The 26492-nt window shown below is 48.2% G+C and carries 22 protein-coding genes, 3 tRNA genes and 1 other RNA gene; 11 read left to right on the forward strand and 15 right to left on the reverse strand.

The window, feature by feature from the left end:
* Positions 1 to 3 precede the first annotated feature (3 nt).
* Positions 4 to 789 carry a dihydropteroate synthase gene (gene folP, locus NW199_RS05655; RefSeq protein ID WP_258333940.1) on the reverse strand — a complete coding sequence of 262 codons (786 nt, stop codon included), beginning with the start codon at positions 787 to 789 and terminating at the stop codon, positions 4 to 6.
* Between the two features lie 184 nt (positions 790 to 973).
* Here folP and NW199_RS05660 point away from each other — a divergent pair.
* From NW199_RS05660 to NW199_RS05670, 3 genes are all read left to right on the forward strand, one after another.
* Positions 974 to 1050 (forward strand) — tRNA-Pro (locus tag NW199_RS05660).
* A gap of 19 nt (positions 1051 to 1069) precedes the next feature.
* Positions 1070 to 1146: transfer RNA gene (locus tag NW199_RS05665), tRNA-Arg, on the forward strand.
* 11 nt (positions 1147 to 1157) lie between these two features.
* Positions 1158 to 1233: transfer RNA gene (locus NW199_RS05670), tRNA-His, on the forward strand.
* 86 nt (positions 1234 to 1319) lie between these two features.
* On the opposite strand, the gene htpX is transcribed toward NW199_RS05670, so the two are convergent.
* From htpX to infA, 3 genes are all read right to left on the reverse strand, one after another.
* Positions 1320 to 2213 carry a protease HtpX gene (gene htpX, locus NW199_RS05675; RefSeq protein WP_022472789.1) on the reverse strand — a complete coding sequence of 298 codons (894 nt, stop codon included), beginning with the start codon at positions 2211 to 2213 and terminating at the stop codon, positions 1320 to 1322.
* Positions 2214 to 2357: 144 nt separating this feature from the next.
* Complete coding sequence (lapB, locus tag NW199_RS05680; RefSeq protein WP_022472790.1) at positions 2358 to 3512, reverse strand: lipopolysaccharide assembly protein LapB; 1155 nt, start codon at positions 3510 to 3512, stop codon at positions 2358 to 2360.
* Between the two features lie 105 nt (positions 3513 to 3617).
* Positions 3618 to 3887, reverse strand: a complete 270-nt coding sequence (gene infA, locus NW199_RS05685; RefSeq protein WP_022472791.1) for a translation initiation factor IF-1 — start codon at positions 3885 to 3887, stop codon at positions 3618 to 3620.
* A gap of 221 nt (positions 3888 to 4108) precedes the next feature.
* Here infA and ssrA point away from each other — a divergent pair.
* Together ssrA and NW199_RS05695 are read left to right on the forward strand one after the other, a co-directional pair.
* Positions 4109 to 4477, forward strand: a transfer-messenger RNA (tmRNA) gene (gene ssrA / locus NW199_RS05690).
* Positions 4478 to 4538: 61 nt separating this feature from the next.
* Positions 4539 to 5453, forward strand: coding sequence for a radical SAM protein (locus NW199_RS05695; protein WP_258333905.1), 915 nt, complete (start codon positions 4539 to 4541; stop codon positions 5451 to 5453).
* Between the two features lie 57 nt (positions 5454 to 5510).
* Here NW199_RS05695 and queF read toward each other — a convergent pair whose 3' ends face one another.
* Together queF and brnQ are read right to left on the reverse strand one after the other, a co-directional pair.
* Positions 5511 to 6353, reverse strand: coding sequence for an NADPH-dependent 7-cyano-7-deazaguanine reductase QueF (queF, locus tag NW199_RS05700; RefSeq protein WP_249091467.1), 843 nt, complete (start codon positions 6351 to 6353; stop codon positions 5511 to 5513).
* Positions 6354 to 6741: 388 nt separating this feature from the next.
* On the reverse strand, positions 6742 to 8073 hold the full coding sequence (gene brnQ / locus NW199_RS05705) for a branched-chain amino acid transport system II carrier protein (protein ID WP_249091468.1): 1332 nt from the start codon (positions 8071 to 8073) through the stop codon (positions 6742 to 6744).
* 257 nt (positions 8074 to 8330) lie between these two features.
* On the opposite strand from brnQ, the gene NW199_RS05710 reads away from it, so the two are divergent.
* Positions 8331 to 9362, forward strand: coding sequence for a DUF362 domain-containing protein (locus NW199_RS05710; RefSeq protein WP_258333906.1), 1032 nt, complete (start codon positions 8331 to 8333; stop codon positions 9360 to 9362).
* Positions 9363 to 9439: 77 nt separating this feature from the next.
* Here NW199_RS05710 and NW199_RS05715 read toward each other — a convergent pair whose 3' ends face one another.
* The 8 genes from NW199_RS05715 to gyrA all read right to left on the reverse strand — a co-directional run bounded on the left by NW199_RS05715 (position 9440) and on the right by gyrA (position 20086).
* Complete coding sequence (locus NW199_RS05715; RefSeq protein WP_258333907.1) at positions 9440 to 10699, reverse strand: glutamate-5-semialdehyde dehydrogenase; 1260 nt, start codon at positions 10697 to 10699, stop codon at positions 9440 to 9442.
* An 11-nt stretch (positions 10700 to 10710) separates the two neighbouring features.
* The gene (gene proB, locus NW199_RS05720; RefSeq protein ID WP_258333908.1) at positions 10711 to 11844 is read right to left on the reverse strand and encodes a glutamate 5-kinase; all 1134 of its coding nucleotides are present in this window, start codon (positions 11842 to 11844) and stop codon (positions 10711 to 10713) included.
* Positions 11845 to 11953: 109 nt separating this feature from the next.
* Positions 11954 to 13120 (reverse strand): amidohydrolase, encoded by a 1167-nt coding sequence (locus NW199_RS05725; RefSeq protein ID WP_258333909.1) that lies wholly within the window; start codon positions 13118 to 13120, stop codon positions 11954 to 11956.
* Between the two features lie 57 nt (positions 13121 to 13177).
* Complete coding sequence (locus NW199_RS05730) at positions 13178 to 14365, reverse strand: hypothetical protein (RefSeq protein WP_022472799.1); 1188 nt, start codon at positions 14363 to 14365, stop codon at positions 13178 to 13180.
* 272 nt (positions 14366 to 14637) lie between these two features.
* Entirely contained in the window at positions 14638 to 14931 is a 294-nt protein-coding gene (locus NW199_RS05735; RefSeq protein ID WP_249091769.1) for an integration host factor subunit beta, read from the reverse strand.
* 22 nt (positions 14932 to 14953) lie between these two features.
* Positions 14954 to 16648: a 30S ribosomal protein S1 gene (gene rpsA / locus NW199_RS05740; RefSeq protein WP_022472801.1), complete on the reverse strand. Its 1695-nt coding sequence runs from the start codon at positions 16646 to 16648 to the stop codon at positions 14954 to 14956.
* 110 nt (positions 16649 to 16758) lie between these two features.
* The gene (gene cmk, locus NW199_RS05745) at positions 16759 to 17415 is read right to left on the reverse strand and encodes a (d)CMP kinase (RefSeq protein WP_258333910.1); all 657 of its coding nucleotides are present in this window, start codon (positions 17413 to 17415) and stop codon (positions 16759 to 16761) included.
* Positions 17416 to 17461: 46 nt separating this feature from the next.
* Complete coding sequence (gyrA, locus tag NW199_RS05750; protein ID WP_258333941.1) at positions 17462 to 20086, reverse strand: DNA gyrase subunit A; 2625 nt, start codon at positions 20084 to 20086, stop codon at positions 17462 to 17464.
* A 296-nt stretch (positions 20087 to 20382) separates the two neighbouring features.
* Here gyrA and NW199_RS05755 point away from each other — a divergent pair, with 296 nt between their 5' ends.
* The 5 genes from NW199_RS05755 to NW199_RS05775 all read left to right on the forward strand — a co-directional run bounded on the left by NW199_RS05755 (position 20383) and on the right by NW199_RS05775 (position 25644).
* Entirely contained in the window at positions 20383 to 21693 is a 1311-nt protein-coding gene (locus tag NW199_RS05755; protein ID WP_249091475.1) for a TRZ/ATZ family hydrolase, read from the forward strand.
* Positions 21694 to 21801: 108 nt separating this feature from the next.
* Entirely contained in the window at positions 21802 to 22380 is a 579-nt protein-coding gene (locus tag NW199_RS05760) for an OmpA family protein (RefSeq protein ID WP_022472839.1), read from the forward strand.
* A gap of 87 nt (positions 22381 to 22467) precedes the next feature.
* Complete coding sequence (locus tag NW199_RS05765) at positions 22468 to 23130, forward strand: HAD family hydrolase (RefSeq protein WP_258333911.1); 663 nt, start codon at positions 22468 to 22470, stop codon at positions 23128 to 23130.
* A 188-nt stretch (positions 23131 to 23318) separates the two neighbouring features.
* Complete coding sequence (gene hemG / locus NW199_RS05770) at positions 23319 to 23855, forward strand: menaquinone-dependent protoporphyrinogen IX dehydrogenase (RefSeq protein ID WP_249091477.1); 537 nt, start codon at positions 23319 to 23321, stop codon at positions 23853 to 23855.
* 106 nt (positions 23856 to 23961) lie between these two features.
* Positions 23962 to 25644, forward strand: a complete 1683-nt coding sequence (locus tag NW199_RS05775; RefSeq protein WP_258333912.1) for an AMP-binding protein — start codon at positions 23962 to 23964, stop codon at positions 25642 to 25644.
* Positions 25645 to 25751: 107 nt separating this feature from the next.
* Here NW199_RS05775 and NW199_RS05780 read toward each other — a convergent pair whose 3' ends face one another.
* Entirely contained in the window at positions 25752 to 26456 is a 705-nt protein-coding gene (locus NW199_RS05780) for a TerC family protein (protein ID WP_373691799.1), read from the reverse strand.
* Between the last annotated feature and the right edge of the window lie 36 nt (positions 26457 to 26492).

A 26492-nucleotide genomic window follows, 5' to 3' on the forward strand; every position in this document is an offset into this window, starting at 1 on the left:
ACATCAATCCTTATGGCTTTGATTTTCTGTCATAAGCCAAATTTTAAACGCATCACGCGTTGCTGCCACATCGTGAACCCTAACGATGGAAGCACCGCGCTGCGCAGCCAATAAAGCGCCGGTTACCGATCCTACCAATCGGTCATGCACACCTCGCCCGGTCACAGCGCCTATGCTGGATTTTCGGGATAGGCCGACCAAAATGGGGTAAGGAAGACGAGCAAAATAATCCGTATGAGCCAATAACTCAAAATTTTGCTCTACTGTTTTCCCAAAGCCGAAACCGTAGTCCAAACAAATTCTTTCCCGAGCAATTCCGGCCTTTTCTGCCCGTAGAGCCTGTTGAATTAGAAATTGCTCGACCTCTTCAATCAAATGACGATAGTTGGGGTTATTTTGCATAGTCGCTGGTGCCCCTTGCATATGCATCAAACAGACACCTGCATCAGTCTCTGCCACCGCCTCCAAAGCTCCGGGCTCCTGCAGTGCACGAATATCATTAATGATGTGTGCCCCTGCCTTGATTGCCTCCTTCATCACCACGGCTTTACTGGTATCCACAGAAATAATGGCTCCGCTTTTTGCCAGTTCTTGCACAACAGGCATAACCCGATCCAGTTCCTCTACCTCACTAACAGGGGCCGCACCAGGCCTTGTCGATTCACCGCCGATATCAAGGATATCAGCCCCTTCACGTAAGAGCGCCAACCCGTGAGCCACCGCCTGTTTTTCCGTAGCGTAGTTTCCGCCATCGGAAAATGAATCAGGCGTTACATTGACAATTCCCATAATTAGGGGAACTTTTGTATCTAATTCATGCCCTGCGCATAACCATTTCACAACATCTGCTCCTTCTGACTGAATCCAATTTTGGTTCGTGGATTGTAGCAATTTGGATTTTCTTGATTCAAAAATGCTCTTTACTATTGCGTTTCATTATTTTTTCCTGCATAATGCTGATTCGCACTTGAGGCGGGGCGTAGCGCAGTCCGGTAGCGCGCCTGCTTTGGGAGCAGGATGTCGGGGGTTCGAATCCCTTCGCCCCGACCACGTTTCGACAGTTGTCGAGCCGCCCGTAGCTCAGCTGGATAGAGCATCGGCCTTCTAAGCCGAGGGTCACAGGTTCGAATCCTGTCGGGCGGGCCAAAAGTTTGATGGTGGGAATAGCTCAGTTGGTAGAGTCCCGGATTGTGATTCCGGTTGTCGTGGGTTCGAGTCCCATTTCCCACCCCATCAACTTCTTCCCCTTTTTTAATTCCCAAGCTTAAAAAACAAAAGGCCCACCGTTTTGGCAGGCCTTGAGCTTTCTTATACTTAAATCAGTTTTGAAGTTCACGAAGCGCTTTGATGCGTGCTTCAATCGGCGGGTGCGTTGCAAACAAAGAACCCATTCCTCCGCTGATACCGAAACCCTTCACATTGCCCGGCAACTCTGAGGTTTGCATTCCGCCTAAACGAGCCAAAGCGTTAATCATAGGAGCGGGAGAGCCTAGCGCTTGAGCGGCACCGGCATCGGCCCTGTATTCGCGGTAGCGCGAGAAAGCGGCCACCAACATCGAGCCCAAAAGTCCCAAAACCATATCCAACACAAGGCTTGTAATGTAGTAGCCTGCGCCCGGCGCATCACTTTCATTGCGCAAAATGCCACGATCAACAATGTTGCCAATTACTCGAGAAAGGAACACAACAAACGTGTTAATGACGCCTTGCATCAAAGTCATCGTAACCATGTCACCATTGGCCACGTGGCTCATTTCGTGTCCTAAAACAGCTTCGACCTCTTCTTTGTTCATACTGGCCAACAATCCGTCGGACACGGCAACCAGGGAATTATTCTTCGAAGGACCGGTTGCAAATGCATTGGGTTCTCCGTGATAAAGGCCGACCTCGGGCATCGCCACGCCCTTAATTTTGGCAAGCTTAGCGACCGTTTCAACCAACCAGCGTTCTACTTCATTGCGAGGATGATCAACATCAATCAGCTGGACTCCCATCGAATTTTTGGCAATCGTCTTACTCATCAACAAACTGATGATTGAGCCCGAAAAACCGATAATTGCAGCAAAAATCAAAAGTGAAACATAATTCTGACCGGCACCCGCAATTTGTGAGAAGTCCACACCAAAGAACCAGCTCACCAGGTTCAGGATGATGGACAACATCACCAAAATAGCCAAGTTGGTCAAGATGAACAAACCGATTCGTTTAAACATTGAATTTCCCTAGAAATAAAGGCATTACATGAAAGTGAAGTGTACGCAATGTTGCCCGAAAGAGTGTGACGAGAAGCCTTTAAAAATGTAAATAATTACAAAAAAGTCCGAAGATTTGATTTTGTACCTTCGGACTTCTTTTTCTTAACTTTCTTCTTCCCGCTTGGGAGAGTAGCTGCCCCAAGAAGAACAACCCGGGCAAAGCCATTGGAAACCTTTAGCCTTAAAGCCGCAATGAGAGCAGCGATAGCGTCCGGGTCTGCTCACGTAAGGCTTTAACAATGAGATTAATAATTGAAGCTCCGAGTCTTGCGGATGATCTTTTAAGCGAAGCTCTGCAAGCTTCTCATACGTCCACAATGTCGGGTGACGAACAAGCTCCTCTTTGAGGAACTTTTGAGCCGCCTGCTCCCCTTCACTTTTAACAATTAAGTCCAAGGCAATCGAAAGAGTTTCCACGCTGGAGTGATCTTCCAGAGCGCGATGGACCAAATTCATAGCCTGCTCGTGTTGGCCAGACGCTTCATAGGCTTGAGCCATCGGCACCATGACCAAGGGTAAATAATCGGGCGAAACCGTTTCCACCTTTGACCAGTGTAAAAGCGCCGTTTGAGGATCATTGTTTAACATGGCCAAGTTACCTAGCATGATGAGAGCACGAACACTATGGCGATCAACTTGCAGAGCCTTTTGTAACGCTTCACGGGCCTGATCGTACTGTTTGGCGCGCATAGCTAGCGCAGCAAGCTCACAATGGAAATGCCCCATCTCCACTTGATGGTTTTCACCAGCTTGCTTTTCCAACGTATTGGCAACATCAATTGCCTTTTCCCACTCTTTTTCGGTGCAATAAATTTTCAAAAGTGCACGCAACGCATCCAAATGGTATTCGGGTTCTTTTAAAAGACGTTGGAAGCTGTCTTCGGCACGATCGTAAATCCCCGCTTTAAGATAATCATTGCCTAACTCAAATAAAGCTAATGAACGTTCGTGTTCCGGCAAATCTTCCCGATTGAGCAAGTGATTATGGATACGGACAGCACGATCGAACTCGCCTCGGCGGCTAAATAAATTGCCTAACGCATGATGCAATTCAATGGTTTCAGGATCTAATCGGACCACTTCAATGAACGCATCAATGGCCTTATCGGGCTGATCGTTCAACAGCAGATTGATTCCTTTGTAATAGGTTGCGGGTTCATGTTCTTTCTCGCGTTGTCGTTGGTCTAGACCCCTAAACCACCACCCCGCAACAAACAAGACGGGCACAACGATCAGATACCAAAGCTCGAATTCCATAATGTGCGATCAGGTAAAGAAGTTGTATTGCGATGATTGTACACGCAAACAAAGGACGCCCGAATCCCTCAGGCGTCCTTAGCAATACAACAAACTGTTGGAGTATTAACGGCGGCGATTATTGGCGCCAGCGGCAGGCGCTGCAGCCGGGCGACCTTCAATGTGACGGAACGTGATGCGTCCCTTTGTTAAATCATAAGGGGACAGTTCCAAAGAGACTTTATCACCGGCCAAAATACGAATGTGGTGCTTACGCATTTTTCCGTTCGTGTAAGCAACCAGTTCATGGCCATTATCAAGCTTTACGCGGTAGCGAGCGTCGGGCAAAACTTCAAGCACCACACCGCTCATTTCAATTAGATCTTCTTTTGCCATAATTCCTTGCGCCGTTTAAATTGGCACGATTTATTAAAAATAAAAACGATTAATCGTTTGAAACACTTTGTTGTCAAACAAAAGTGAAGCGCATTGTAATGCAAAAATGAGATGATCGCAGTAATTTGATGAGTATTTTTTCAGAAAAAACAAATGGTTCAGCGTAGATTCAGCATTTTTTCTAAAAATCATCCATAATTAGCAGTCCGACAAGTTCACATGGGGGCGACCTGGTTTCGACAGGGGTCACGAAGTGGCTTGGTGCATGTCAAGGTCCAGTCACCTTGTAAATCCGCTGGAAACAAAATAAACGCCAACAATAAGCGTTTCGCTCTCGCCGCCTAATTAAGGCGAGGACCACACCGGTTTGCCTCTAGACCGGGCCGGTTCGCCGGCAGTGGTTTCATATCATACAGGCTGGACATCCCTGAGGACACTGTGGGGGTGTTGAGATTTTAAAGTGTCTGGTTTCGTCAGAGCCGGCTAAAGGGCGCAAAGCGAAATAAGATTTTTTAAATGTTTTAGCTAAACATGTAGATCCAGCTGTGGACGATTTCTGGACGCGGGTTCAATTCCCGCCGCCTCCACCATGTGCTCCTGCCTTAACAGTTAAATATTTCAACGACATCCGTCTTCCGGCTTTCTACCAATATGATCTGTAACCTTTGTCCGCGTCACTGCAACACAGATCGCTCCACACCCGAAGGCTTAAAGCGTAGTATTTGTCGAGCAAGCGACGATATTGAAGTTGCCCTCGTCAGTTTGCATGCATGGGAAGAGCCGATTCTTGAAGCCAAAAAAGGCGCTGGAACAATCTTTTTTTCACACTGCAATCTGCGTTGCTGCTTTTGTCAAAACTACGAAATTAGTGCAAAAGGCAATGGAATCAAAATTTCGACCCAACGTCTGACAGACATCTTCCTTGAAGAAGCCGAGCGCGGGGCATCCTGTATTGAACTCGTCACACCAGGTCACTATACGCGGCAAATCCGAGAAGCTTTACTATCGGCAAAAGAGCGCGGTTTAACACTGCCTATTGTTTACAACTCCAACGCCTATGAACTGCCCGAGACTCTACGAATGCTCTCGGGACTCATTGACATCTTTCTTCCGGATCTTAAATATTTTGACAATCGCCTCGGTGAGAAATATTCGGGAGTTTCAAAATACTTTGACTATGCCTCTGAGGCAATCCGTGCAATGTTCGAAATGACGGGACCGGCAGAGCTTGACGGTTCCGGACAACTTCGACGTGGGCTTATCATTCGGCATCTTGTCTTGCCTTGGCAATGGCGCGACAGTTGCCGTTGTTTAGACTGGATTCATGAAACTTTTAGCGACCAAGTGTATGTTTCGATTATGAATCAATACATGCCGCTCTTTAAAGCCTGCAGACATCCGGAAATCAACCGTCCGCTGACAACACTGGAATATCAAAAAGTTGTACGTCATGCGAGAAACATTGGTATCACCAAGGGTTTTATACAAGTGGGGCGCACGGATAGTGCCAAATTTATTCCGCACTTCGACGGAGATCACGTTCTTTCTGATAAAACCGACAAGTAACTTCTTGACTGACAGCAAGAAATCAATCAAGTTGCAGGCGCTCCACACCTTAAACCCTCATTGACGCATTTCGCGAATAACCTCGTCCGGCTGCTCTCGAACCGATGAACGAAACGGATTGATATCTATCCCTCCGCGTCGGGTAAAGCATGCGTACACTTCGAGTAATTCTGGCTGAAAAACTGTGCGCATATCGTGATAAATCTGCTCAACACACTGCTCGTGAAACCCCTTATGGCATCGATACGACACGAGATACTTTAAAAGACCCTCTGGGCTAATAGCGCGTCCCTTATAGTTAATCATGACACTGGCCAAATCCGGCTGACCGGTCACCGGACACAAAGAACGAAAAACGGTTGTCGAGAAAGTCTTTTGAATTATTTCACTTGAGTGCGGATCAAACTCAAGAAGTCCCGGTTCTGTTTCATAGGTTGAAATTTCACCGCCCGCAGGAAGCGTTAAATGGTCAAGGGATAGCCCGGGCATCGTTTTCACCTGTCCCGGATAATTCTGAATGCTGAAAAGCTTTACCTTAACCGTGCCTCCTAAGCGAAGCGACAGATCATCAGACATGCGGTTTGCCACTTCCTCTTGGCTACCCATCTGCGTCATAGCGAATGAGCCAGCATACAGTTTTAACGATTTCGATTCAACAATTGAATGAGTCGAGGCCGGCACAAACAACTCAGCCACCGCCGTTTGCGGCACGCCTTGGCTGTTTAACCATGACAGTTCATATAAACGCCAGATATCTACCCCTTTGAAATGATGATCTCCGATTGCATCACGCCCTAGAGCGCGAGAAATCGGCTGCAACAAGCCAGGGTTATATTGATCACTATAGACTGTATCCTTACCTAGCAGAGTATTTTTAGGTTCCGGCATCAAAATCGACATGTGAAACCTCGAGAAAATAGTAAATAGAGGGATTATAGAGGTTCTAATTCAAACCCATTTCAATAAACGTTCTTCATGAGTCTAGATCTTTTCAAATACGTTTGCTTGGTTAAAAGTCTAAAGAGAATCAACCAAGACAATCGAAAATTAAATCCATGAAATGCGACTATGAAAACGCACGAGCTGCGCATGTTAGCCCGCGGAGACCTCGCTGAGGTTGATCGGGTTTAAGCGAATCTGCGCACGGAGAAAATTTATGACGCAAATCGGCAATATTTCTTTCTTTGGAATTAGGGCCTGGCCACACATGTTTGATAGGCTCTTTGCCTATCAAACATGGAGGGAGACTTTTTCAGGCCAAGACAATAAGACTTACGGAGGTATTTGTTTAGCTATTGTTAGCCGGCACAAATTTCATCCACAACAGACCCAAAATGTATCCGACCAATGCAAACCAAATCCAACTCAATCCCAATGTATGCATCGGCAAGTAAGTGGTTAAAACATTTTCCAATGCTTCAAACTTGATATTGGCGGTTTCCATACCGTTGATCAAAGCCATAATGAATGTAAAGCCAACGGTGAAAGCATAAACACATTGTCTGCCGTTAAAGAACTTGTCAGTAAACAAAAGCACAATCAACACAACAGCCAACGGGTAAATAAACATCAGCACCGGAACCGTTGAGGTAATGATGGTTTCAAGACCGAACATCCCAACCAAAAACGACACGATTGAGAAAATGGTCACCCAATAGAGGTAAGTAAAGCGACCCGTTAACTTCAAGAAATAGGCTGCGCAGCAAGTAATCAACCCGATGGCCGTTGACCAACAAGCCAAAAGCACAATGACAGCCAAAATAATGGCACCTGCGTTACCAAAAAGGATTTTGGCAGACTCAGCCAACACCGGAGCACCGGTCGTTTGCATGCCGATTGCCGGAACACTTTCTGCTCCAATCTTGGCGATAAAAATATAAATAAAGGCCAACAGAGCAACAGCCACAATACCGGACTTGTAGACCTGCTTAGTGATCTCTGCACGATCGGTCAAACCGCAGTCCTCGCGAACAACGTTAATCACAAGAGTTGCGAAAACAAAAGCGGCGATCGCATCCAACGTGTTGTAGCCATCCAAAACACCCTGAACAGCAGCAATCACAGGCGTTGCATAGGCCTTCGTTGGAGCTTGAGGTTCTCCTAAAGGAGAAACAAATGACTGCACAATCAACAAAACGATCGTCAGCACTAATGCAGGGGTCAAAAGTTTACCGATGCGGTCAACCAACTTTTGAGGCGTGGCCGACAACCAGAAAGAAATCAAGAAAAACACCGCCAAGAAAATAGGCAAACCTAACTCGATGCTTTCTTTATCCAAGAAGGGACTGACGGCGATCTCGAAAGCGACCGTTCCGGTACGAGGAATAGCAAAGCAAGGACCAATCGCCAAATACGCCACAATCGTAAAAAACAATCCGTAGAGCGGATGAGCGCGTCCGGCAGCTTCCTGCAAATCATTGCAACCGGAGTAACCCATAGCCATCACGCTCAAAAGTGGCATACCCACGCCGGTAATACAAAAACCGATTAAGGCATACCAAACATTAACGCCGGCGTTCTGACCCATGGAAGCCGGGAAAATCAAATTACCGGCGCCAAAGAAAAGAGCAAACAGCATCAAACCGATCGGGATGTATCTTGTAGCGACTTTCTTATCCATATTTTTTCTCTTTTTATAAAAATATTTTTTTATTTTATGGATGAAGAATCATTTGCTCATAAGTGAGATAGATTAGAAAAGCTAATTCTTTAGGGGAATATAAGTTAATTCGTCTAGGTTGTTACAACTATTTCTTAGAGATAGTGTCAACTCAAACAGTAGAAGCAGGCAAATTTATAAACGATTTTAGGCAAAGTATCGTGAATGTGAATTGATAAAATTTTCCCGTTAAATCCTTGAATGATGAGGGGGTTTTTATGTCTGAATTTAAATGTTCCCGCAGCGCTTTTTTAAAAACAATGGGAGGTATTATGACAGGCGCAGTTTTAAGTTCGCTTGCCAACGCCGCAACCACCCAAACACAAGCGCCGGTTATCGGTAGTAAAAAAGTGACAGCCGACTTCAAGGGCGAAAAGGCCAAAGTGTTCTTTACTCGCAACATTGATGCCGAGCATCTCAAAAAACTGTTCGCCTTGATCAATGATGAAGTAAAAGGCAAAGTCGCTATCAAATTACATACCGGAGAGCGCAACGGTCCGAATATTTTGCCCCGTGACATGGTGAAAGCGTTCCAACAAAGTATTCCCAACAGCAACATTGTTGAAACCAACACGCTCTATATCGGCGATCGGGACACCACTGAAAAACATCGTAAGACCTTGGAAGTCAATGGCTGGACTTTTTGTCCGGTTGACATCATGGATGAAGACGGCACCGTCATGCTTCCTGTGAAAGGCGGCAAGCACTTTAAAGAAGTATCCATGGGTAAAAATATCGTCAACTACGACTCCATGGTTGTTCTTACGCACTTCAAGGGCCACGCCATGGGCGGCTTCGGTGGCTCCATGAAAAATATCGCCATCGGATGCGCTGACGGCAAAATCGGGAAGGCTCAAGTTCACGCCGTAAAGGATATCAATGCTCCTTGGGATGAATGGCCGGCAAAAGAACACCTGATGGAAACGATGGCGGAATCTGCTAAAGCTGTGTGCGACCATTTTGGCAAACACATTGTTTTTATCAATGTCATGCGCCGCATGTCTGTGGATTGCGACTGCGCGGGGCTGAGCGCCGCAGAACCCACCATTCCTGATATTGGCATGGTTGCCTCCACAGATATTTTGGCAATCGACCAAGCATGTGTGGATTTAGTTTATTCGTTAGGCAAAGATAAAAACCACGATCTTGTTGAACGAATTGAGTCACGCCACGGTTTGCGCCAGTTGTCCTACATGCATGAACTCGGCATGGGCAAGGATAACTACGAGCTCATCGACATTGATCTTTAACTTTTAGCCTTTCATTTAAAAACGGGGATATGCCTTTTGGGCACTTCCCCGTCTGTTTTATTGAATACAATCGGCGCTTAACCTCTGATTTGCCCGTTTCCTGTCACTAAGTACTTATAGGACGTTAATTCAGGCAAAGCCATCGGACCCCTGGCGTGAAGCTTTTGGGTGCTGATGCCGATTTCCGCGCCAAAGCCGAACTCAAAGCCATCGGTGAAACGAGTTGAAGCATTAACATAAACAACGGCCGCATCCACTTCCGCTTGAAAGCGTCGGGCATTTTCCATATTGCGCGTGACGATACATTCCGAGTGACGGGTACTGTATCGGGCAATATGAGCTAAAGCCTCATCCAAGTCACGGACGATTTTTACAGATAAGCGCAAATCACCGTACTCTGTTGCCCAATCCTCTTCTGTGGCGACTTGAATTCGGGAGTCAAACTTTTGAGTCTGCTCGCAACCGAAAATCGTCACGCCCGCACTGAAATAATCCTTCAACATTTGGGGTAAAAACGCATCAGCTACTTTTTCGTGCACAAGCAGTGTTTCCATGGCATTGCAAACCGATGGTCTTTGTACTTTTGCATTAAAAGCAATCCGGCGGGCCATATCGCAATCGGCAGACTCATCAACGAAAGTGTGGCACACCCCAGCACCGGTCTCAATAACGGGCACTGTCGCGTTTTGAACAACGGCTTGAATCAGACGGGCGCTACCTCTGGGTATGACGACATCAACTAAACCGTTCATGCGGATTAAATCGGTTACCGCCTGACGATCTGTCACGTCAATAAACTGAATAGCGCCTTGCGGCACCCCCTCTTTTTGAGCGGCCTCTGAAAGAATAGAGGCGATGGCCTGATTAGAATGAAGCGCTTCGCTTCCTCCCTTGAGCACAACCGTGTTACCCGATTTCAGGCACAAGCCAATGGCATCAGACGTAACATTCGGTCTCGCTTCGTAAATAATGCCGACAACCCCAATAGGCACGCGCACTTTGGTCAAACTTAACCCGTTGGCTAGCGTGGAACCTCCAATCACCTCTCCGATCGGATCTTTGAGCTGAGCAACCTGCCGTAAACCTTCAGCCATTGACTCAATGCGTGCGGGCGTCAAGCGAAGACGATCCTGCATGGATTCCCGCATACCGTTGGTCTTTGCGTTGAGCATATCCTTTTCATTAGCTTCAAGAATCTCGTCGCAATGACTCAAAAGCGCGGCAGCCATGGCAAGCAGGGCTTTATTTTTCTGTCCGCTGCGAAGCGTTCCCATCCTGACAGCCGCATTGTGAGCCGTCTGAGCTTTTTGACGAACCAATACTTCTGTCGTGCTCATAGATAGGTCTCCTAATTCAAAATGACCAAATCATCTCGATGAATCACTTCATCAAAAGCTTTGTGTCCCACTAAACTTTCAATTTCTGCACTTTGGCAGCCAATAATTTTTTGAAGTTCTTCAGAAGAATAGTGACACAAACCGCGGGCGATTTCACGTCCTTCTTTATTTTTAACGCTCACGGTATTACCGGCTTCAAAGTTGCCTTCTGCGGCCACAATACCAACGGGCAGGATGCTGCAGCCTCCCGCTTTTTTAATGGCTTTTTCACAGCCTTCATCCACCGTCACGCTTCCCATAATGCGGGCTCCGAACGCCAGCCAGCGTTTACGGAACTGCAAGCGATTTTCTCGGGAAACAAAAAGCGTACCAACCTCTTCGCCTTCGAGTATGCGACTGATGGCATCTTTTTGCGAACCGGAAGCAATGATTAAATTAATGCCCGATGTTGTGGCATTTTTTGCAGCCTGAATTTTTGTAAACATGCCACCGGTGCCAACGCAGCTGCCGGCGCCTCCGGCGCTCGCTTCAATCTCCGGCGTAATCTCTTCAACCCGAGAGACCAATCGGGCGTCGGGATGCGTCTGCGGATTGGCTGTATAAAGGCCATCCACATCGGACAAAATGATGACCAAATCCGCATCAACAATACTTGCTACCAAAGCGCTCATATTGTCGTTATCACCGATTTTTAATTCATCCAGTGCGACGACGTCATTTTCATTGACGATTGGAATGACGCGGCGTTTTAGCAACTCCATAAATGTATTTCGGGCATTGGTATAACGGTGGCGGTCAATTGTCTCCATGCGGGTCAAAAGCACTTGAGCGACCACTTGCCCATATTCAGCAAAGATTTTTTCATAGGTGTGCATCAAAATGCCTTGACCCACGGCAGCCGCTGCCTGCTTACCCGGAATCGTTTTCGGCTTTTCCGGCAACCCCAAACGATCAACACCAACGGCCACCGCGCCTGACGTGACCAAAATCATTTCCTTACCTTGATTTTGCCAATCAGCCAATTCACGAGCCAATTTATCAATGCGGGCAAAATCACATTTACCGTTGGCGTGTGTAATGGTGCTACTGCCCACTTTCACCACGATGCGTTTGGCGTCTTTCAAATCTTTGCGTTCAACTAACATCTTTTGCTTTATTTAGATCAATGGAAATTTTTATTATACGTGCCGCAGACGCAAAAGCCCCGACCATTAGGCCGAGGCTTTCGAGTCTAATCAGTTTGTCAACGTTTTCTTAGTTATTAAGAAAGTCATAGGCCACTTGCACGTGAGTCATCGCTCCGTTAATCAGAGCATCTTCGTCCACTTTGTAGCAGCCAGAGTGTTGAGCATGAACAGCGTCACAAGCGGGATTGCCGACACCAAACAAAGCCATCACACCCGGCACTTTTTGCTGATAGTAAGCGAAGTCTTCTCCGCCCATCGTAATCGGATAGTCGCAGAAGAAATCGTCACCCAAAATTTTCTTGGCGCTAGCTCGAACGGACTGAGCCAATTTGACATCGTTGATCGTGGGTGGCACCAATTCCTCATATGTCAACGTTGCTTTACCGCGCATGGCCTTTGCCGTTTCTTCCACAACTCGCTTCATGGCTTCGGGGAATTGAGCGCGCACTTCGTTGCTGAAGCAACGCGTGGTTCCGGTTAATTTCGCTGAGCCGGAAACAACATTCCAACGAGTACCGCCTTCAATCGTACCCACAGTCAGAACCGCCGTTTCAACCGGAGAAATTTCACGGCTTACAACCGTTTGCAGGTTTTGAACAATGGCTGCGCTCATCACAATGGCATCTGCGCACAAATGCGGTGTTGCACCGTGACCGCCCTTGCCTTCAATATTGACTTCAAAGCGATCACCCGAAGCCATCGTGGCGCCTTCGCGAACAGAAATTTTTCCACTCGGAATATCAGACCAAACGTGCATACCAAACGCTGCGTCCACGCCATCGAGCGCGCCTTCTTCAATCATTGAGCAGGCGCCTTTACCGATTTCTTCGGCAGGTTGGAAAGCACAAACTACGGTGCCTGCCAATTCATCTTTGATGTCATTGAGCATCAAAGCAGCTGTAAGCAGCATGGAGATATGGCAGTCGTGACCGCAGGCGTGCATCACACCGGGATTTTTACTGGCAAATTCATAGCCGGTTTCTTCATTGACGGTTAATGCGTCAATGTCACCACGAAGCAAAATGGTCTTACCGGGTTTAGCCCCCTTAATCGTGGCAAGCGTTCCCGTCTTCATGCCACATTCACGCCATTGAATACCATGCTTATCCAACTCTTCACGAATATGCTTGGCGGTACCGAACTCCTGTCCGCTTACTTCAGGATAAGCGTGAAACCAACGACGTTGTTCAATGAGATAATCGTGGTATTTCTTACCAAGTGCTTGAATATCCATTTTGTCATCCTTTCAAAATGAACCAAGGCGCCAGCAAGCGCCTTGGTGACAAGTAAATTAGAACAGATTCACAAAGAAGCCGGCCAAGATCACGGAAGTAATGGTCACAGTGACAAAACCGCCAATGATCATCGAGGGGAACATCTTGCTCATCAAGAATTCATGTTCTTCAGGCGTCTTAGCCATCGCCTTACAGGTCGATTCCGTAATGATGGCATTAAACGGGAAGCCATAGAGCGCGGTCAAACAATTGCAGAAACTCAACGGGAAGGAGAGCTTCATAACTTTGGCAGCAACCCAAGCGAAAACAGCCATCCCGAAGACGCCAACCACAATCAAACCAACCATCGGCAAAATAATGGAGGTCAACATTTCAGGCGTGCAATCCTTAAGTCCTTCGAAGACGAACATTGTCAAGGCGAACATCAAAATATTAAAGGAATTGCAACGGTGCAAAATATCGGTTTCCAAAAAGCCTAAAGAGCAGAAAACCACACCAAAGATCAAAGCCCACACAGCGCCGCTAATACCGGTGAAGCCACCCACCATCATGGATAACCATGCCACCATGCCAATCTTGGTGAGCATCACAATCGGGCTATTTAATGAATCAGGCAATGCCAAAGGACCACGACGTTCGCTTGAAGGCAAAGAGGTCACATTCTTTGCGGCAGAAAGCTCGTCTTTGGTAACGCGTTCACCCGAACGATACTCTTGTAAGAGCTTGGCGCCTTCAGCCTTCATGAAAATAGCGGTCAAAGGATAACCGGCAAAACCCTGAACACAGTACATCGTAATGGCAAACACAGCCGCAGACGTTAAACCGTGTTCAGTGGCCGCTTGCTGCATAATCGTTGCGGCGACAATACCACCGGTGAGCGGCGGAAGACCGGCCACAATGTAAGCCCAATCCATAAAGAGCGGGCACAAAAGCAAGGCAAAAATACACATACCCGCCAAGCCCACAAGACACATCACCACCGTTTTCCATTGTTCCATCAAGGTTTTCAGGCTGATGACCGTGCCCATGTGAACAATCAACAAGTAAATACCCAACGTGGCGCCAAAGGGCGTCAGGAATGAATCTTTAACCAAATCATAGGGAATGACGGTCCAATAGCCCACCAACAACAAGCAGGCTGAAACGAATACCGATGGAATCCACGCTTTGGTCCAAGTGGAAACAAGTTCACCGATGATCACGATGAAACCACAAATACAGAATGCAGCTAAAAAGTTATACATAACAGACTCTTTCAATAGTCAACCAATTAATGAGACATCTTTCATGAAGCGACGCCTCATTTCATTATATGTAAGGGCCTTTGCCTTGATTGACGGGCTTTCTAGTGAAATTAACCTAGTTATGAAGGTTTCCTAAGCATGATCACTTAGGAAAAAATCTGAATAGAGAGAAAAGAAATACAAATAAAAGGAAATTGTTGACACATATGGAAAGAGGATTCCGAAAAACTTCGGAATCCTCCATCTGAACTTAGGTTGACGTAGAGAAACGCTTAAGCTTCTTGCACAGCGCCGTCCACTCGCAAACGCATCTCTTTGCCCGCTTTAAAGTGCGGCACATATTTTGCCGGTACCACCACGCTTTCTCCACTCTTGGGATTGCGTCCCAAGCGTTCAGGGCGGTAGTTCAGGCAAAAACTGCCGAAACCGCGGATCTCAATGCGGCTGCCCGTGGCCATAGCCAAAGTCATCGCATCAAGAACCGCCTTAACGGATTCGTCAACATCACGCGCAGTCAACCGCGCGTTTTTATTTGCGAGCCGTTCAATCAGCTCGGATTTCGTCATGGCATCCACCATGCTTCTCCGATTACTTTTGTTCGAGCTTAGCCTTCAACAAGGCACCCAAGTTGGTCGTACCGGAAGCACCTTGAGCGTCTTGGTTCATGCGATCCAAGGCTTGGCGAGCTTCGCTGGCATCCTTAGCCTTAATAGACAATTGGATGCTACGGTTCTTACGGTCGATGCTGATGATTTGAGCCGTCACCGTATCACCTTCCTTCAATTGCGTCGTAGCGTCTTCAACGCGTTCGGAAGAGATTTCGGAGGCGCGCAGATAACCTTCAGTTTCATCGCCCAAGTCAATCACGGCGCCCTTGGCGTCAACGCTCTTGACCGTACCGGTAACAACGGAACCCTTTTCATGCGTGCTCGTGAAGTTGCTGAACGGGTCACCGCTCAATTGCTTCACGCCCAAGCTGATGCGTTCACGTTCGGTATCAATACCGAGCACAACGGCTTGAACTTCGTCACCCTTCTTGTATTTACGAACAGCTTCTTCGCCTTGTTCGGTCCAAGAGAGGTCAGACAAGTGCACCAAACCGTCGATGCCGCCCGTCAAACCAATGAACACACCGAAATCGGTGATGGACTTGATTTGGCCGGTAACCTTGTCACCCTTCTTGTGGCTTTGAGCAAATTCTTCCCAAGGATTGGGTTTGCATTGCTTCATACCCAAGGAGATACGACGACGTTCTTCGTCGATTTCGAGAACCATCACTTCAACGTCATCGCCCAATTGGACAACCTTCTTCGGATCAACGTTCTTGTTGGTCCAATCCATTTCGGAGACGTGCACCAAACCTTCGATGCCGGCTTCGATTTCAACAAAGGCACCGTAGTCGGTGATGTTGGTGATCTTGCCGAATAAGCGCGTTCCCTTCGGATAGCGGCGAGCGATACCAATCCAAGGATCTTCACCCAATTGCTTCAAGCCCAAAGACACACGGTTCTTTTCTTGATCGAACTTGAGAACCTTGGCTTCGAGTTCTTGACCGACTTGAACCACTTCGCTCGGATGGCGAACACGACGCCAGGCGAGATCGGTGATGTGCAACAAGCCGTCAATGCCGCCCAAATCAACAAAGGCACCGTAGTCGGTAATGTTCTTAACGATACCCTTAACAATGGCGCCTTCCTTGAGCGTATCCATGAGCTTGGCGCGTTCTTCGCCCATACTGGCTTCAACCACGGCACGGCGGGAAACAACAACGTTGTTGCGCTTGCGGTCGAGCTTGATGACCTTGAATTCCATGGTCTTGCCTTCGTAGGGCGTGGTGTCCTTAACAGGACGGGTGTCAACCAAGGAGCCCGGCAAGAAGGCACGGATACCGTTGGTCATAACCGTGAGACCGCCCTTGACCTTGCCCGTGATCGTACCGGTAACGAGTTCGCCGGATTCGAGGGCTTTTTCAAGGTTCATCCAAGCGGCAAGACGCTTGGCCTTGTCGCGAGACAAAATCGTATCACCGTAGCCGTTTTCGACTTGTTCAATCGCCACAGCCACGAAATCACCCGGCTTCACGGTGACTTCACCGCGATCGTCCTTGAATTCTTCGATAGGCACATAGGCTTCGGACTTCAAGCCAGCGTTCACGACCACAAAGTTGTAGTCCACGCGCACTACTTCAGCCGTGATGACTTCGCCTTGGCGCATTTCTTGACGAGCTAAGCTTTCTTCAAAAAGCTGAGCAAAAGACTCGGGTTGGTTAATATTTTCAGACATGAGTTAATTTAAAAATACAGTGCTCTTCCAGTAAGTGGAAAATGCACCGGGTTAAAAAACCGGGCCGGCCCCATTGCCGGTTTGCCGGGCGGTTGGCTGCAAGAACCAACCTATTTGGTAAGAGACCGGTACCACTGCAGCACCTGTCCCACCGTTGCTTCAATCGTCAATTCTGACGAATCGAGGATTTTGGCATCTTTTGCGGGCGCAAGAGGACTCACAGCACGTTGCATATCGCGCCGATCCCGCTCCTCTAGATCCCGGGTAAGGGTGTCGATATTAGCAACAATTCCTTTTTCTTTCAACTGATTAAAGCGTCTTTGCGCACGTGCTTGAGCACTTGCCGTTAAAAAAACTTTAAGCGGTGCATCCGGGAAAATCACGCTGCCCATGTCGCGCCCATCGGCGACTAAACCAGGAAGGCGACGAGCCCGTTTTTGCACATCCAAAAGCGCTTGGCGCACTGCCGGCAAAGAGGCAACTTTGCTAGCGGCCACTCCGACTTCTTCGGCTCGAATCTTGTCGGTTACGTCTTCACGATCTAAATAGATCTTTCCGTCTTCGAACAAGGGAGCCAAATTGGCAGCCGTCTGAGCCAAGGCTGACTCATCGGTCAAGTCAATTTTTTCCTTTAAGGCTTTATAGGCGCAAAGTCTGTAAAGAGCGCCGCTATCGAGGTAATGAAAACCCAGAGCTCGAGCCACCCTGGCCGCCACGGTTCCTTTACCTGAAGCTGTCGGCCCATCAATCGTAATTACTGGAATCATTTTGCATAAAAGGGCCCGCCTTTCGGTCGGGCCCATCAATCATTTATTAAATGGATTGGACAGGATCTGCTTCGGAAGACGCAGGAGCCTTAGCAGCCTCTTGGGCTTCTTCGGACTTTTCTTCCTCAACATCTTCTTCCGCAATACGCTGAACAGCAACCAAGCTGTCATCCTTCAAGCCAATAAGTGTCACACCCTGTGTAGCCCGTTTCAAAACAGAGATATCCGAAACGGGAGTGCGAACAATCTTGCCTTTTTGAGTCAAGAGCATGACTTCATCGGCGTCATTAACAAGCGTCGCTGCCACCACTTTGCCGTTTCGGTCACTGGTTTGAATAGCAATCATGCCCTTGGTGCCGCGACCATGACGAGTGTATTCACTCACCAGCGTGCGCTTACCGAAACCATTTTCGGTGGCCGTCAAGACGGTCTGCTCTTCGCTGTCTGCCACGAGCATGGCAATCACTTTCTGTCCGTCTTCAAGCGCCATGCCCTTGACTCCTCGGGCACCACGCCCCATCGGACGAACATCGGCTTCGCTGAAACGAACGGCCTTACCCGCATCGGAAAAGAGCATGACATCGTGCTCACCATCGGTGATCGCCACGCCGATCAGGTGATCGCCATCATCAAGCCCTGCAGCATTAATGCCGGAGCGGCGCACATTGGCAAAATCCTTCAAACGCGTCTTTTTGACCACACCGTTGGCCGTGGCCATAAAGACGTAATGCTTGTCATCAAAATCTTCGATGGGCAGCACAACCGTAATGCGTTCACCTTCAGACAACGGAACCGAGTTAATGATCGGCCGTCCTTTGGAGGTTCTTGAGCCTTCAGGCAACGCATACACATCCAAGCAATACATACGACCGAAGTCGGAGAAGCAAAGAATTCGGTCATGCGAATTGGCGATAAAGAGCTGATCAATCATATCGCCTTCTTTCATCGTCGCCGCCTTCTTACCTTGACCGCCGCGGCGCTGAGCCTGGTAGTCAGAGAGCTGTTGGCTCTTAATGTAGCCGTCACGTGTCATGGTCACCACCATTTCACGGCGCGGAATTAAATCACGCGGGTTGAAATTGGGATCACCGGTCGGATCGATTTCTGAACGGCGGTCATCACCATATTCATTCTTAATTTCGATTAAGTCGTCTTCAATGATCTGACGAACACGATCCGGTTTATCAAGAATATCCAGAAGATCAGCGATGATATCCACAACGCTCTTATATTCTTGAATGATCTTGTCTTGTTCCAGACCCGTTAAGCGCTGCAGACGCATCTGCAAAATATTATCGGCCTGGGTTTCACTTAAATAGTACAAACCATCGGGACGACGTCCGTAGAGCGGATCAAGCCCTTCGGGTCGATAATCATTTTTATGTTCGCCGGCCCGGTCAAGCAACTCACCGACCAAGGCAGAGTTCCAACCGCGGCCCATTAAGCCGGCTTTGGCGACGTCCGGCGTTGGAGCTGCACGAATAATGGCTAAAAATTCATCAATATTGGCTAAAGCGACCGCCAAACCTTCCAAAACGTGACCGCGTGCGCGATTTTCACGCAAATCGAACAGACAACGACGAGTCACCACTTCGCGGCGATGCATAAGGAAAGCTTCAATAATTTGCTTAAGGTTAAGCAACTGCGGCTGACCGTCAACCAAGGCCACCATGTTGATGCCAAAGGAATCTTGAAGCTGAGTGAGCTTATAGAGGTTATTTAAAACCACATCGGCCACAACTCCTGCCTTCAGATCTATCACTACACGCACGCCGTCCTTGTCGGTTTCATCGCGTAAATCGGAGATACCTTCGATTCTCTTATCGTTGATGAGGTGAGCGATGCTTTCAACTAAGACTCGCTTATTGACCTGATACGGGATTTCATCGACCACAATGCGTGTGCGACGTCCATGATCAAATTCTTCATAGTGCGTTTTTGCACGCATAAGAACACGACCACGACCCGTACGATAACCTTCAATCACTCCCTTGAGACCGAAGATGATGCCCCCGGTGGGAAAGTCCGGAGCCGGCACGAATTTAATCAGATCATCAACCGTGGCATCCGGGTGATTGAGTAAATGCACGCAGGCGTCAATCGATTCACGCAAATTGTGCGGTGGAATATTGGTGGCCATACCAACAGCAATACCCGCGCTGCCATTAATGAGTAAGTGCGGCAAGCGGGTCGGCAAAACCGTAGGTTCTTTTTCGGTATTGTCGTAGTTAGGAATAAAGTCAACCGTGTCTTTGCGAATGTCGGCGAGCATTTCGCCGGCAAGCTTTTGAAGCTTGACTTCGGTGTAACGCATGGCCGCGGCCGAGTCACCGTCAAGACTACCGAAGTTACCCTGACCGTAAACCAGCGGATAGCGAAGCGAGAACGGTTGAGCCAGACGAACAATCGTATCGTAGGCGGCTGTATCACCATGAGGGTGATATTTACCGATCACATCACCGACAACACGAGCAGATTTCTTGGTGGGACGAGAGTAAGTGTTACCCATTTGCTCCATCGCGTAAAGCACGCGACGGTGAACGGGCTTCAAACCGTCCCGAACGTCCGGCAAAGCGCGGCCCACAATCACGCTCATTGCGTAATCCAAATAAGCACGCTTCATTTCGGTTTCCAAAGAAACCGGTAATAACTCTTGTGCAATATTGAGCATGGAGCCCGGAATGTTGGAATCGTTCGATTCTTCGGCAGTTACGTTCTCTTCGTTATTCTTAATATCTTCGTTATCAGACATCGATTAACTATCCATCGTTTGAAATTTTTAACCTGTTGATTTTATCAGGATTTTCTCAAAAATGCCTGTATCGAAAGAGTTATTTTTCTTTTTATTTTCAATGGGTTAGGCAACGTCAAAATGTTCAAAATAACGAAAAACGGCAAAAAGGACAGATTTTGTCAGTCTGACATACAATTCGTCGTACGACATCTATAGGTTAGAAAAGGCTGTTTATGCACGTTCACACCATCATCGAAGCGGGCTGGGTAATGCCCATGGCCCCCAAAGGCGCACTCTTGACCCGTCACAGTGTTCTGATTGACGAAGGAAAAATTGTGGCGGTTGTTCCTACCGAAGAAACTCAAGGGATCGAAGCCAAAGAAATCGTCCGCTTGCCGGATCACATTGTTTTACCTGGTTTTGTAAACGCCCATACACACGCTCCCATGCACTTATTGCGAGGAATGGGCGCGGATCTTCCCTTAATGGATTGGCTTCAAACAAAAATTTGGCCAGCCGAAGGCAAACTCATGAGTCCTGAATTTTGCTATGAAGGCTCTCTTATTGCCGGGGCCGAAATGGTTGAATCCGGTATCACGTGCGCAAGCGACCACTATTTTTTCAGTGAGGATGTTGCCCGCGGTCTTACTGAAGCCGGAATTAAGTGTTCCGTCTCCGGAATTGTGATCGGCTTTCCTTCGGCCATGGCGAAAAACACGGATGAATACATCCAGTGTGCCGAAGCGCTTTTCGAGCGTTTTGCCAACGATCCCAATGTCAGAGTAACCGTTGGTCCTCACGCACCCTACACGGTCGATGATGATGCGCTCATTAAAGTGCGTGATTTAGCTCACAAACATAACGCACGAATCCACATGCATGTGGACGAAACACAGACCGAAATTGAAGGTTCACTCAAGCAATATGGCGTCCGCCCGTTGCAGCGCCTTCAAAATTTGGGACTATTGGATGAACGATTTATTTCCGTGCATACGGTTTGTGCCGATGATGCTGAATTAGAACTTCTTGCCCGCGCCCGAGCAAGCGTCGTGCACTGCCCGTGTTCAAATTTGAAATTAGCAAGCGGCTTTTCTCCTGTTGCCAAAATGATGGCTCTCGGCATCAATGTTTCGATGGGCACTGACGGAGTTGCCAGCAATGACAAGGTGGACCTTTTAGGCGAAACACGTCTGGCGGCTATGTTGGGCAAAGCCGTATGCCAGGACACCACTCAAATGAAAGTGGCCGATATGCTTTATGCGGCTACCATGGGAGGCGCTAAAGCTTTGGGCTGGGATGACCGGATCGGTTCGCTCGAAAAAGGCAAAGACGCTGATTTAATAGCCGTTGACCTCGGCAACATTGATGCGCTGCCCGTTTTCGATCCCGCCTCGCAGCTTTTATATAGCGCGGGACGCGAAGATATCAGTCACGTTTGGGTTAATGGCAAAATTGTTGTCAAAAAGCAACAACAGGAAGGTCTCCGACCTTTGAGTCGAGAAAATGCACAGAAAATAACAAAAACGTGGCAGAATAGAATTTAGTTTAGGTAAGTGTCCCCAAAAGGCCACTCGCGAGGGCGGTGGGATATGAGCCGGACGTGTGCGGTCGTCTGTTGTTTACCGCAGTAAATCCAATTGGAGAAAATAATTATGAAAAAAACATTAGCTTTGAGCGCCGCCTTGGCCGCTTTGCTCGCTACGAGTGGCATGGCCAGCGCTGCCGACGTTTTCCCGTATGTTAAGTCCACGACCGGTCAAACCGTGATGAGCAACTACGACCTCTGCTGGCGTACCGGCTTCTGGACGCCTGCTCTTGCCGAAGGCATCGAATGCGACGCTGACATCGCCAACAGCGGCAAGATCGTTTTGGCTGCTGATACGCTCTTTGACTTGAACTCCGCCAAGGTTAAGCCCGAAGGCGTCAAGATGCTCAACGAATTGGTCGCTCGTATGTCCGGCTTGAACGTTGACGTCGTGATGGCTACCGGTTACACCGACGTGACGGGCCCGGCTTCCTTCAACCAAACGTTGAGCGAACGCCGCGCTGCTGCCGTTAAGTCCTACATGGTCGCCCAAGGCGTTCCGGCTGACAAGATCCAAACCGAAGGTAAGGCCTCCGCTGATCCTGTCGTGACCTGCGAAGACACCGGCTCTAAGGCTGATTTGGTTGCCTGCTTGGCTCCGAACCGCCGCGCTGTCGTTGAAGTGGTCGGCACTCGCGCTCAATAATTAATGAGACAGTCTCATTGATTTGAATTAAAAGGCGCTCCGCTTTGGAGCGCCTTTTTTAGTGAACGTCTTGAAATGGGATAAATAATGCCTCTGGTTTTGTTTGACTTGGACGGCACACTTGTTGATAGTGCCCCTGATCTTTGCGCCTCCTTAAACCGTATCCGTCGATCGGAAAATCTGGCCCCTCTTCCTTACAACGTACTCAGAGAATACGCGGGCTCTGGAGCAAGAGGGCTTCTTAAGATTGGCTTTGACATTACTGACCAAGATCCTCGCTTTCCTGAACTCAAAGAACGATTTTTGTCGGACTACCAAAATCACTGTGCAGAAAAAGTTTGCTGCTTTGATGGCATCGAACAAACACTCGAAGAAATAGAACAAGCCGGTTGGCAATGGGGTGTCGTCACCAATAAATTCAGCAATTTCACCATTCCCATCATGAAAAAGCTGGGCTTATACGATCGAGCCTGCGTCATTATTAGTGGGGATGAAACCGGAAAACTCAAACCCCATCCCGACAACATGTTGGTCGCCTTAAATAAAATGCGCGCCTTACCGCAAGAAACGCCCTACGTTGGCGATGACATCCGCGACTCCAAAGTTGCTCAAACCCTAGGAATGCCTTTTGCCGCGGCTACTTGGGGTTACCTCAGACAAGACTTCCCAATTGATGAGTGGCATACCCACCTTGTTGCGCATCACCCGCAAGAGCTCATCGGTTGGCTGAAAGTCTTATCGGCTAAATAATGGCTTTAAGATTGAAGCAATATTTCTGCACTACAATGGCCGACGTACCCGAAAGAATTAAGGGTAAAGACTGAAAAACAGGGAAAACGATAAAATCTTCGCTCTTCACTTATCGCTTCTCTCTTTAAGCTTTGTATTTGTGTTTTTCCCGCCTAAAAAGAACTCGGACGGGAGAATAGGAGAAAAAAATGAAATCTGTGCTCGTGCTCTATCACAGCCGAAGCGGACATACGGCTCGTGTCGCCCGCCGTATTTGGGAAACGGTTATCGCCGAAGGTAACCAAGCCGACATGATGAGTGTTATGGAAGCCGACCGTGAAGGCGTGCAATGGGACAAGTACGATCTCTTTATTGTGGGTTGCCCCGTGTTGTACGGTACCTACCCCAAAGTGTTCTACAGCTTCCTTGCCAAACACAAAAATGAACTCGATGCCAAGCCCCACAGCTTCTTTAACGTCTCTGTGGTCGCTCGCACCCCGATTAAAGCGACGCCCGAAGGCAACCGCTACATGCAAAAGTTCCTGCAAAACTCTCCCTGGAAACCCCGCGATGTCAAATGCATCGCCGGTAAGGTGGACTATCCGAACTGGGGTTGGCTTGATGCCAAGATGATTCAACTCATCATGAAGATGACAAAGGGACCGACCTCCATGGATGCAGTGATTGACTACACGGATTGGGAAGATGTTAAGAGCTATGCCCGTCATTGCTTGACGCTTGCATAGTCACTTTCTTGTCACAAGACGCAAAATCATCAAAAGTCGCCCCTCTGAGGGCGACTTCTTTTGTTTACAATAATGGTTTGTGTATAAGAAAACAGGATTTACAACAATGACCGATTTCCCATGGCTCGCGAAATATCCTAAAGGCGTTCCCGCACAAATTAATCCGGATCGCGTCGCCAATATTCCTGCTCTGCTTGACGGTATTGCCGAAAAGCATCCCAATGCCCCTGCGTTCACAAATATGGGCGTTACCCTCACGACCAAAGAGGCTCAAGCGCTTTCCTTTGATCTGGCTGGCTACCTCCAATCGCTGCCCGACATGCAAAAAGGCGATCGAATTGCCGTGATGATGCCTAACCTTTTACAGTACCCGGTAGCTCTATTTGCCATTTTGCGAGCAGGCTTCATTGTTGTGAATGTCAATCCGCTGTACACAGCGCGAGAACTCGAACATCAATTGAAAGACTCCGGCGCCAAAGCCATCATTATCATTGAAAACTTTGCAAAGACTCTTGAAAGAGTTCTGTCTCGTACACCGGTCAAGCACATCATCACCACACAGGTCGGTGACTTGTTCCCCTTCATGAAACGCACCATCGTCAACGCTGCTGTGAAGTACGTTAAAAAGATGGTCCCTGAGTGGAACCTTCCCGGTGCAGTCAGTTTCCGTGACGCATTGTCAATTGGACACGGCAAAGGCTTCACGCCGGTCGAACTCTCCAATGAAGATGTTGCGCTTTTACAGTACACGGGCGGCACAACCGGCGTATCCAAAGGTGCCATGCTCACGCACCGAAATGTTCTGGCCAACGTTGAACAAACCGGCAGCTGGATCAGTGTTTCCTTTAAGGAATGTGAAGAAGTGGCCATGTGCGCTCTGCCGCTATATCACATCTTTGCCTTCACGGCGACACTGGCTTTCCTCAATTGGACGGCACGCAGTGTTCTGATCACCAATCCCCGCGATATCAAAGGATTGGTTAATGAATGCAAACACTGGAAGTTTTCCGTTTATACGGGTGTCAACACCCTCTATAACGCCCTCTTGAACAATCCCGAGTTCGCTTCCGTCGATTTCTCTCGATTGAAGATGGCGGTTGCGGGCGGCACGCAAATTCAGAAAGTGGTCGCCGAACGCTGGAAGCAAACCACCGGCGTCGGCATTTTGGAAGCCTACGGCCTAACGGAAGCTTCCCCTGGTGTCTGCGGCAATTTACCCGATGCTCCCTGGGACGGTTCTGTGGGTTATCCCCTTCCTAATACTGAAGTGAGCATTCGCGGCGATGGCTTTAAGGATTTAGGATTGTGTGACAATCCTGAAGAAATTGACTCTCACACCGGCGAAATTTGTGTGAAGGGCCCGCAAATCATGAAGGGCTACTGGAACAGACCCGAGGAAACGGCCGGCGTCTTCAGAGACGGCTGGCTTCGTACGGGTGATGTGGGCTTTATGGCCGCTGACGGCAAGATCACCATTACGGACCGCAAGAAAGACATGATTTTGGTCTCTGGCTTTAACGTCTATCCCAATGAAGTGGAAAGCGTTATCGCCTCAATGCCCGGTGTTTTAGAGTGCGGTGTGGTGGGTGTGCCTCATGAACGATCTGGTGAAACCGTGAAGGCCGTTATCGTTTTGAAAGACCCATCTATCACCAAAGAAGACGTCGTGAAATATTGCCGTACACAGTTAACCGGCTACAAGATTCCTAAACAAATCATCTTTGTGGACTCTTTGCCCAAGACGGCTGTCGGTAAGATTCTGCGCCGAGAATTAAAAGATATCGTCTAATTCAGACTTCTGGGATCTTTCTCAGATCCCTGTTTTTTAGTCCTTAAAGCAAAGCGATCTATCAGCCGTGCACCGATAGATCGTTTTTATTTTAGGTGGTGAAGTTTTTAACCAGCTGCCTTTTTAGCTTTTTGCCGCTTCACCCACATTCTGGCCAGAAGTACTACTAGCGCGGCTCCGATAATACAAGCCCCATAATGAACAGCATTCGTTTGCGGAATGTGTTCAACCATGAAGATATCACTTACAACCAAACCGCCGCCGATCCAACCTAAAAGGGCTCCGCCCAAGGTTATGATGATTGGGAAACGGTCAAACACCTTCAAGATAATCTGGCTGCCGAACACAATAAAAGGCACACTGACAATCAAACCGAAAATAATCAATAACGTTTGATGATGTTCATGAGCCGCTTGGGCGGCACCGGCAATGCCGATCACATTATCGATACTCATCACAAGGTCGGCCACAATGATCGTCTTAATTGCGGAGAGCACTTTTGTGCTTGCTTCGATGTGCTTATCTTCCTCATCGTGAGGAATCAGCAATTTCACACCAATCCAAATCAAAAGGAGACCGGCCACCACTTTCAAAAGCGGCAACTGCAGGAGATAAACGGCACAAGTAATCAGGATGACACGCAAGGCGATCGCGCCAAATACACCCCAGAAAATTCCCTGTCGACGTTGATGCGGATCCAAATTGCGGCAAGCTAAGGCAATTACCACCGCGTTGTCACCCCCCAACAAAATATCAATCATGATGATCTGAGCCACGGCACCCCAGTGCATCGTTGTAATCAGCTCGGTCAACCATTCCATAACGTCTTGTTTCCTTATAAAAAAAAT

This window comes from Parasutterella secunda, from assembly GCF_024733725.1.
Taxonomy (GTDB): domain Bacteria; phylum Pseudomonadota; class Gammaproteobacteria; order Burkholderiales; family Burkholderiaceae_F; genus Aphodousia; species Aphodousia faecalis.

Excerpts from the sequence above, each read along its gene's own strand:
- folP (WP_258333940.1), bottom strand. The coding sequence starts at position 789 with ATGGGAATTGTCAATGTAACGCCTGATTCATTTTCCGATGGCGGAAAC.
- htpX (WP_022472789.1), bottom strand. The coding sequence starts at position 2,213 with ATGTTTAAACGAATCGGTTTGTTCATCTTGACCAACTTGGCTATTTTG.
- lapB (WP_022472790.1), bottom strand. The coding sequence starts at position 3,512 with ATGGAATTCGAGCTTTGGTATCTGATCGTTGTGCCCGTCTTGTTTGTT.
- infA (WP_022472791.1), bottom strand. The coding sequence starts at position 3,887 with ATGGCAAAAGAAGATCTAATTGAAATGAGCGGTGTGGTGCTTGAAGTT.
- NW199_RS05695 (WP_258333905.1), top strand. The coding sequence starts at position 4,539 with ATGATCTGTAACCTTTGTCCGCGTCACTGCAACACAGATCGCTCCACA.
- queF (WP_249091467.1), bottom strand. The coding sequence starts at position 6,353 with ATGTCGATTTTGATGCCGGAACCTAAAAATACTCTGCTAGGTAAGGAT.
- brnQ (WP_249091468.1), bottom strand. The coding sequence starts at position 8,073 with ATGGATAAGAAAGTCGCTACAAGATACATCCCGATCGGTTTGATGCTG.
- NW199_RS05710 (WP_258333906.1), top strand. The coding sequence starts at position 8,331 with ATGTCTGAATTTAAATGTTCCCGCAGCGCTTTTTTAAAAACAATGGGA.
- NW199_RS05715 (WP_258333907.1), bottom strand. The coding sequence starts at position 10,699 with ATGAGCACGACAGAAGTATTGGTTCGTCAAAAAGCTCAGACGGCTCAC.
- proB (WP_258333908.1), bottom strand. The coding sequence starts at position 11,844 with ATGTTAGTTGAACGCAAAGATTTGAAAGACGCCAAACGCATCGTGGTG.
- NW199_RS05725 (WP_258333909.1), bottom strand. The coding sequence starts at position 13,120 with ATGGATATTCAAGCACTTGGTAAGAAATACCACGATTATCTCATTGAA.
- NW199_RS05730 (WP_022472799.1), bottom strand. The coding sequence starts at position 14,365 with ATGTATAACTTTTTAGCTGCATTCTGTATTTGTGGTTTCATCGTGATC.
- NW199_RS05735 (WP_249091769.1), bottom strand. The coding sequence starts at position 14,931 with ATGACGAAATCCGAGCTGATTGAACGGCTCGCAAATAAAAACGCGCGG.
- rpsA (WP_022472801.1), bottom strand. The coding sequence starts at position 16,648 with ATGTCTGAAAATATTAACCAACCCGAGTCTTTTGCTCAGCTTTTTGAA.
- cmk (WP_258333910.1), bottom strand. The coding sequence starts at position 17,415 with ATGATTCCAGTAATTACGATTGATGGGCCGACAGCTTCAGGTAAAGGA.
- gyrA (WP_258333941.1), bottom strand. The coding sequence starts at position 20,086 with ATGCTCAATATTGCACAAGAGTTATTACCGGTTTCTTTGGAAACCGAA.
- NW199_RS05755 (WP_249091475.1), top strand. The coding sequence starts at position 20,383 with ATGCACGTTCACACCATCATCGAAGCGGGCTGGGTAATGCCCATGGCC.
- NW199_RS05760 (WP_022472839.1), top strand. The coding sequence starts at position 21,802 with ATGAAAAAAACATTAGCTTTGAGCGCCGCCTTGGCCGCTTTGCTCGCT.
- NW199_RS05765 (WP_258333911.1), top strand. The coding sequence starts at position 22,468 with ATGCCTCTGGTTTTGTTTGACTTGGACGGCACACTTGTTGATAGTGCC.
- hemG (WP_249091477.1), top strand. The coding sequence starts at position 23,319 with ATGAAATCTGTGCTCGTGCTCTATCACAGCCGAAGCGGACATACGGCT.
- NW199_RS05775 (WP_258333912.1), top strand. The coding sequence starts at position 23,962 with ATGACCGATTTCCCATGGCTCGCGAAATATCCTAAAGGCGTTCCCGCA.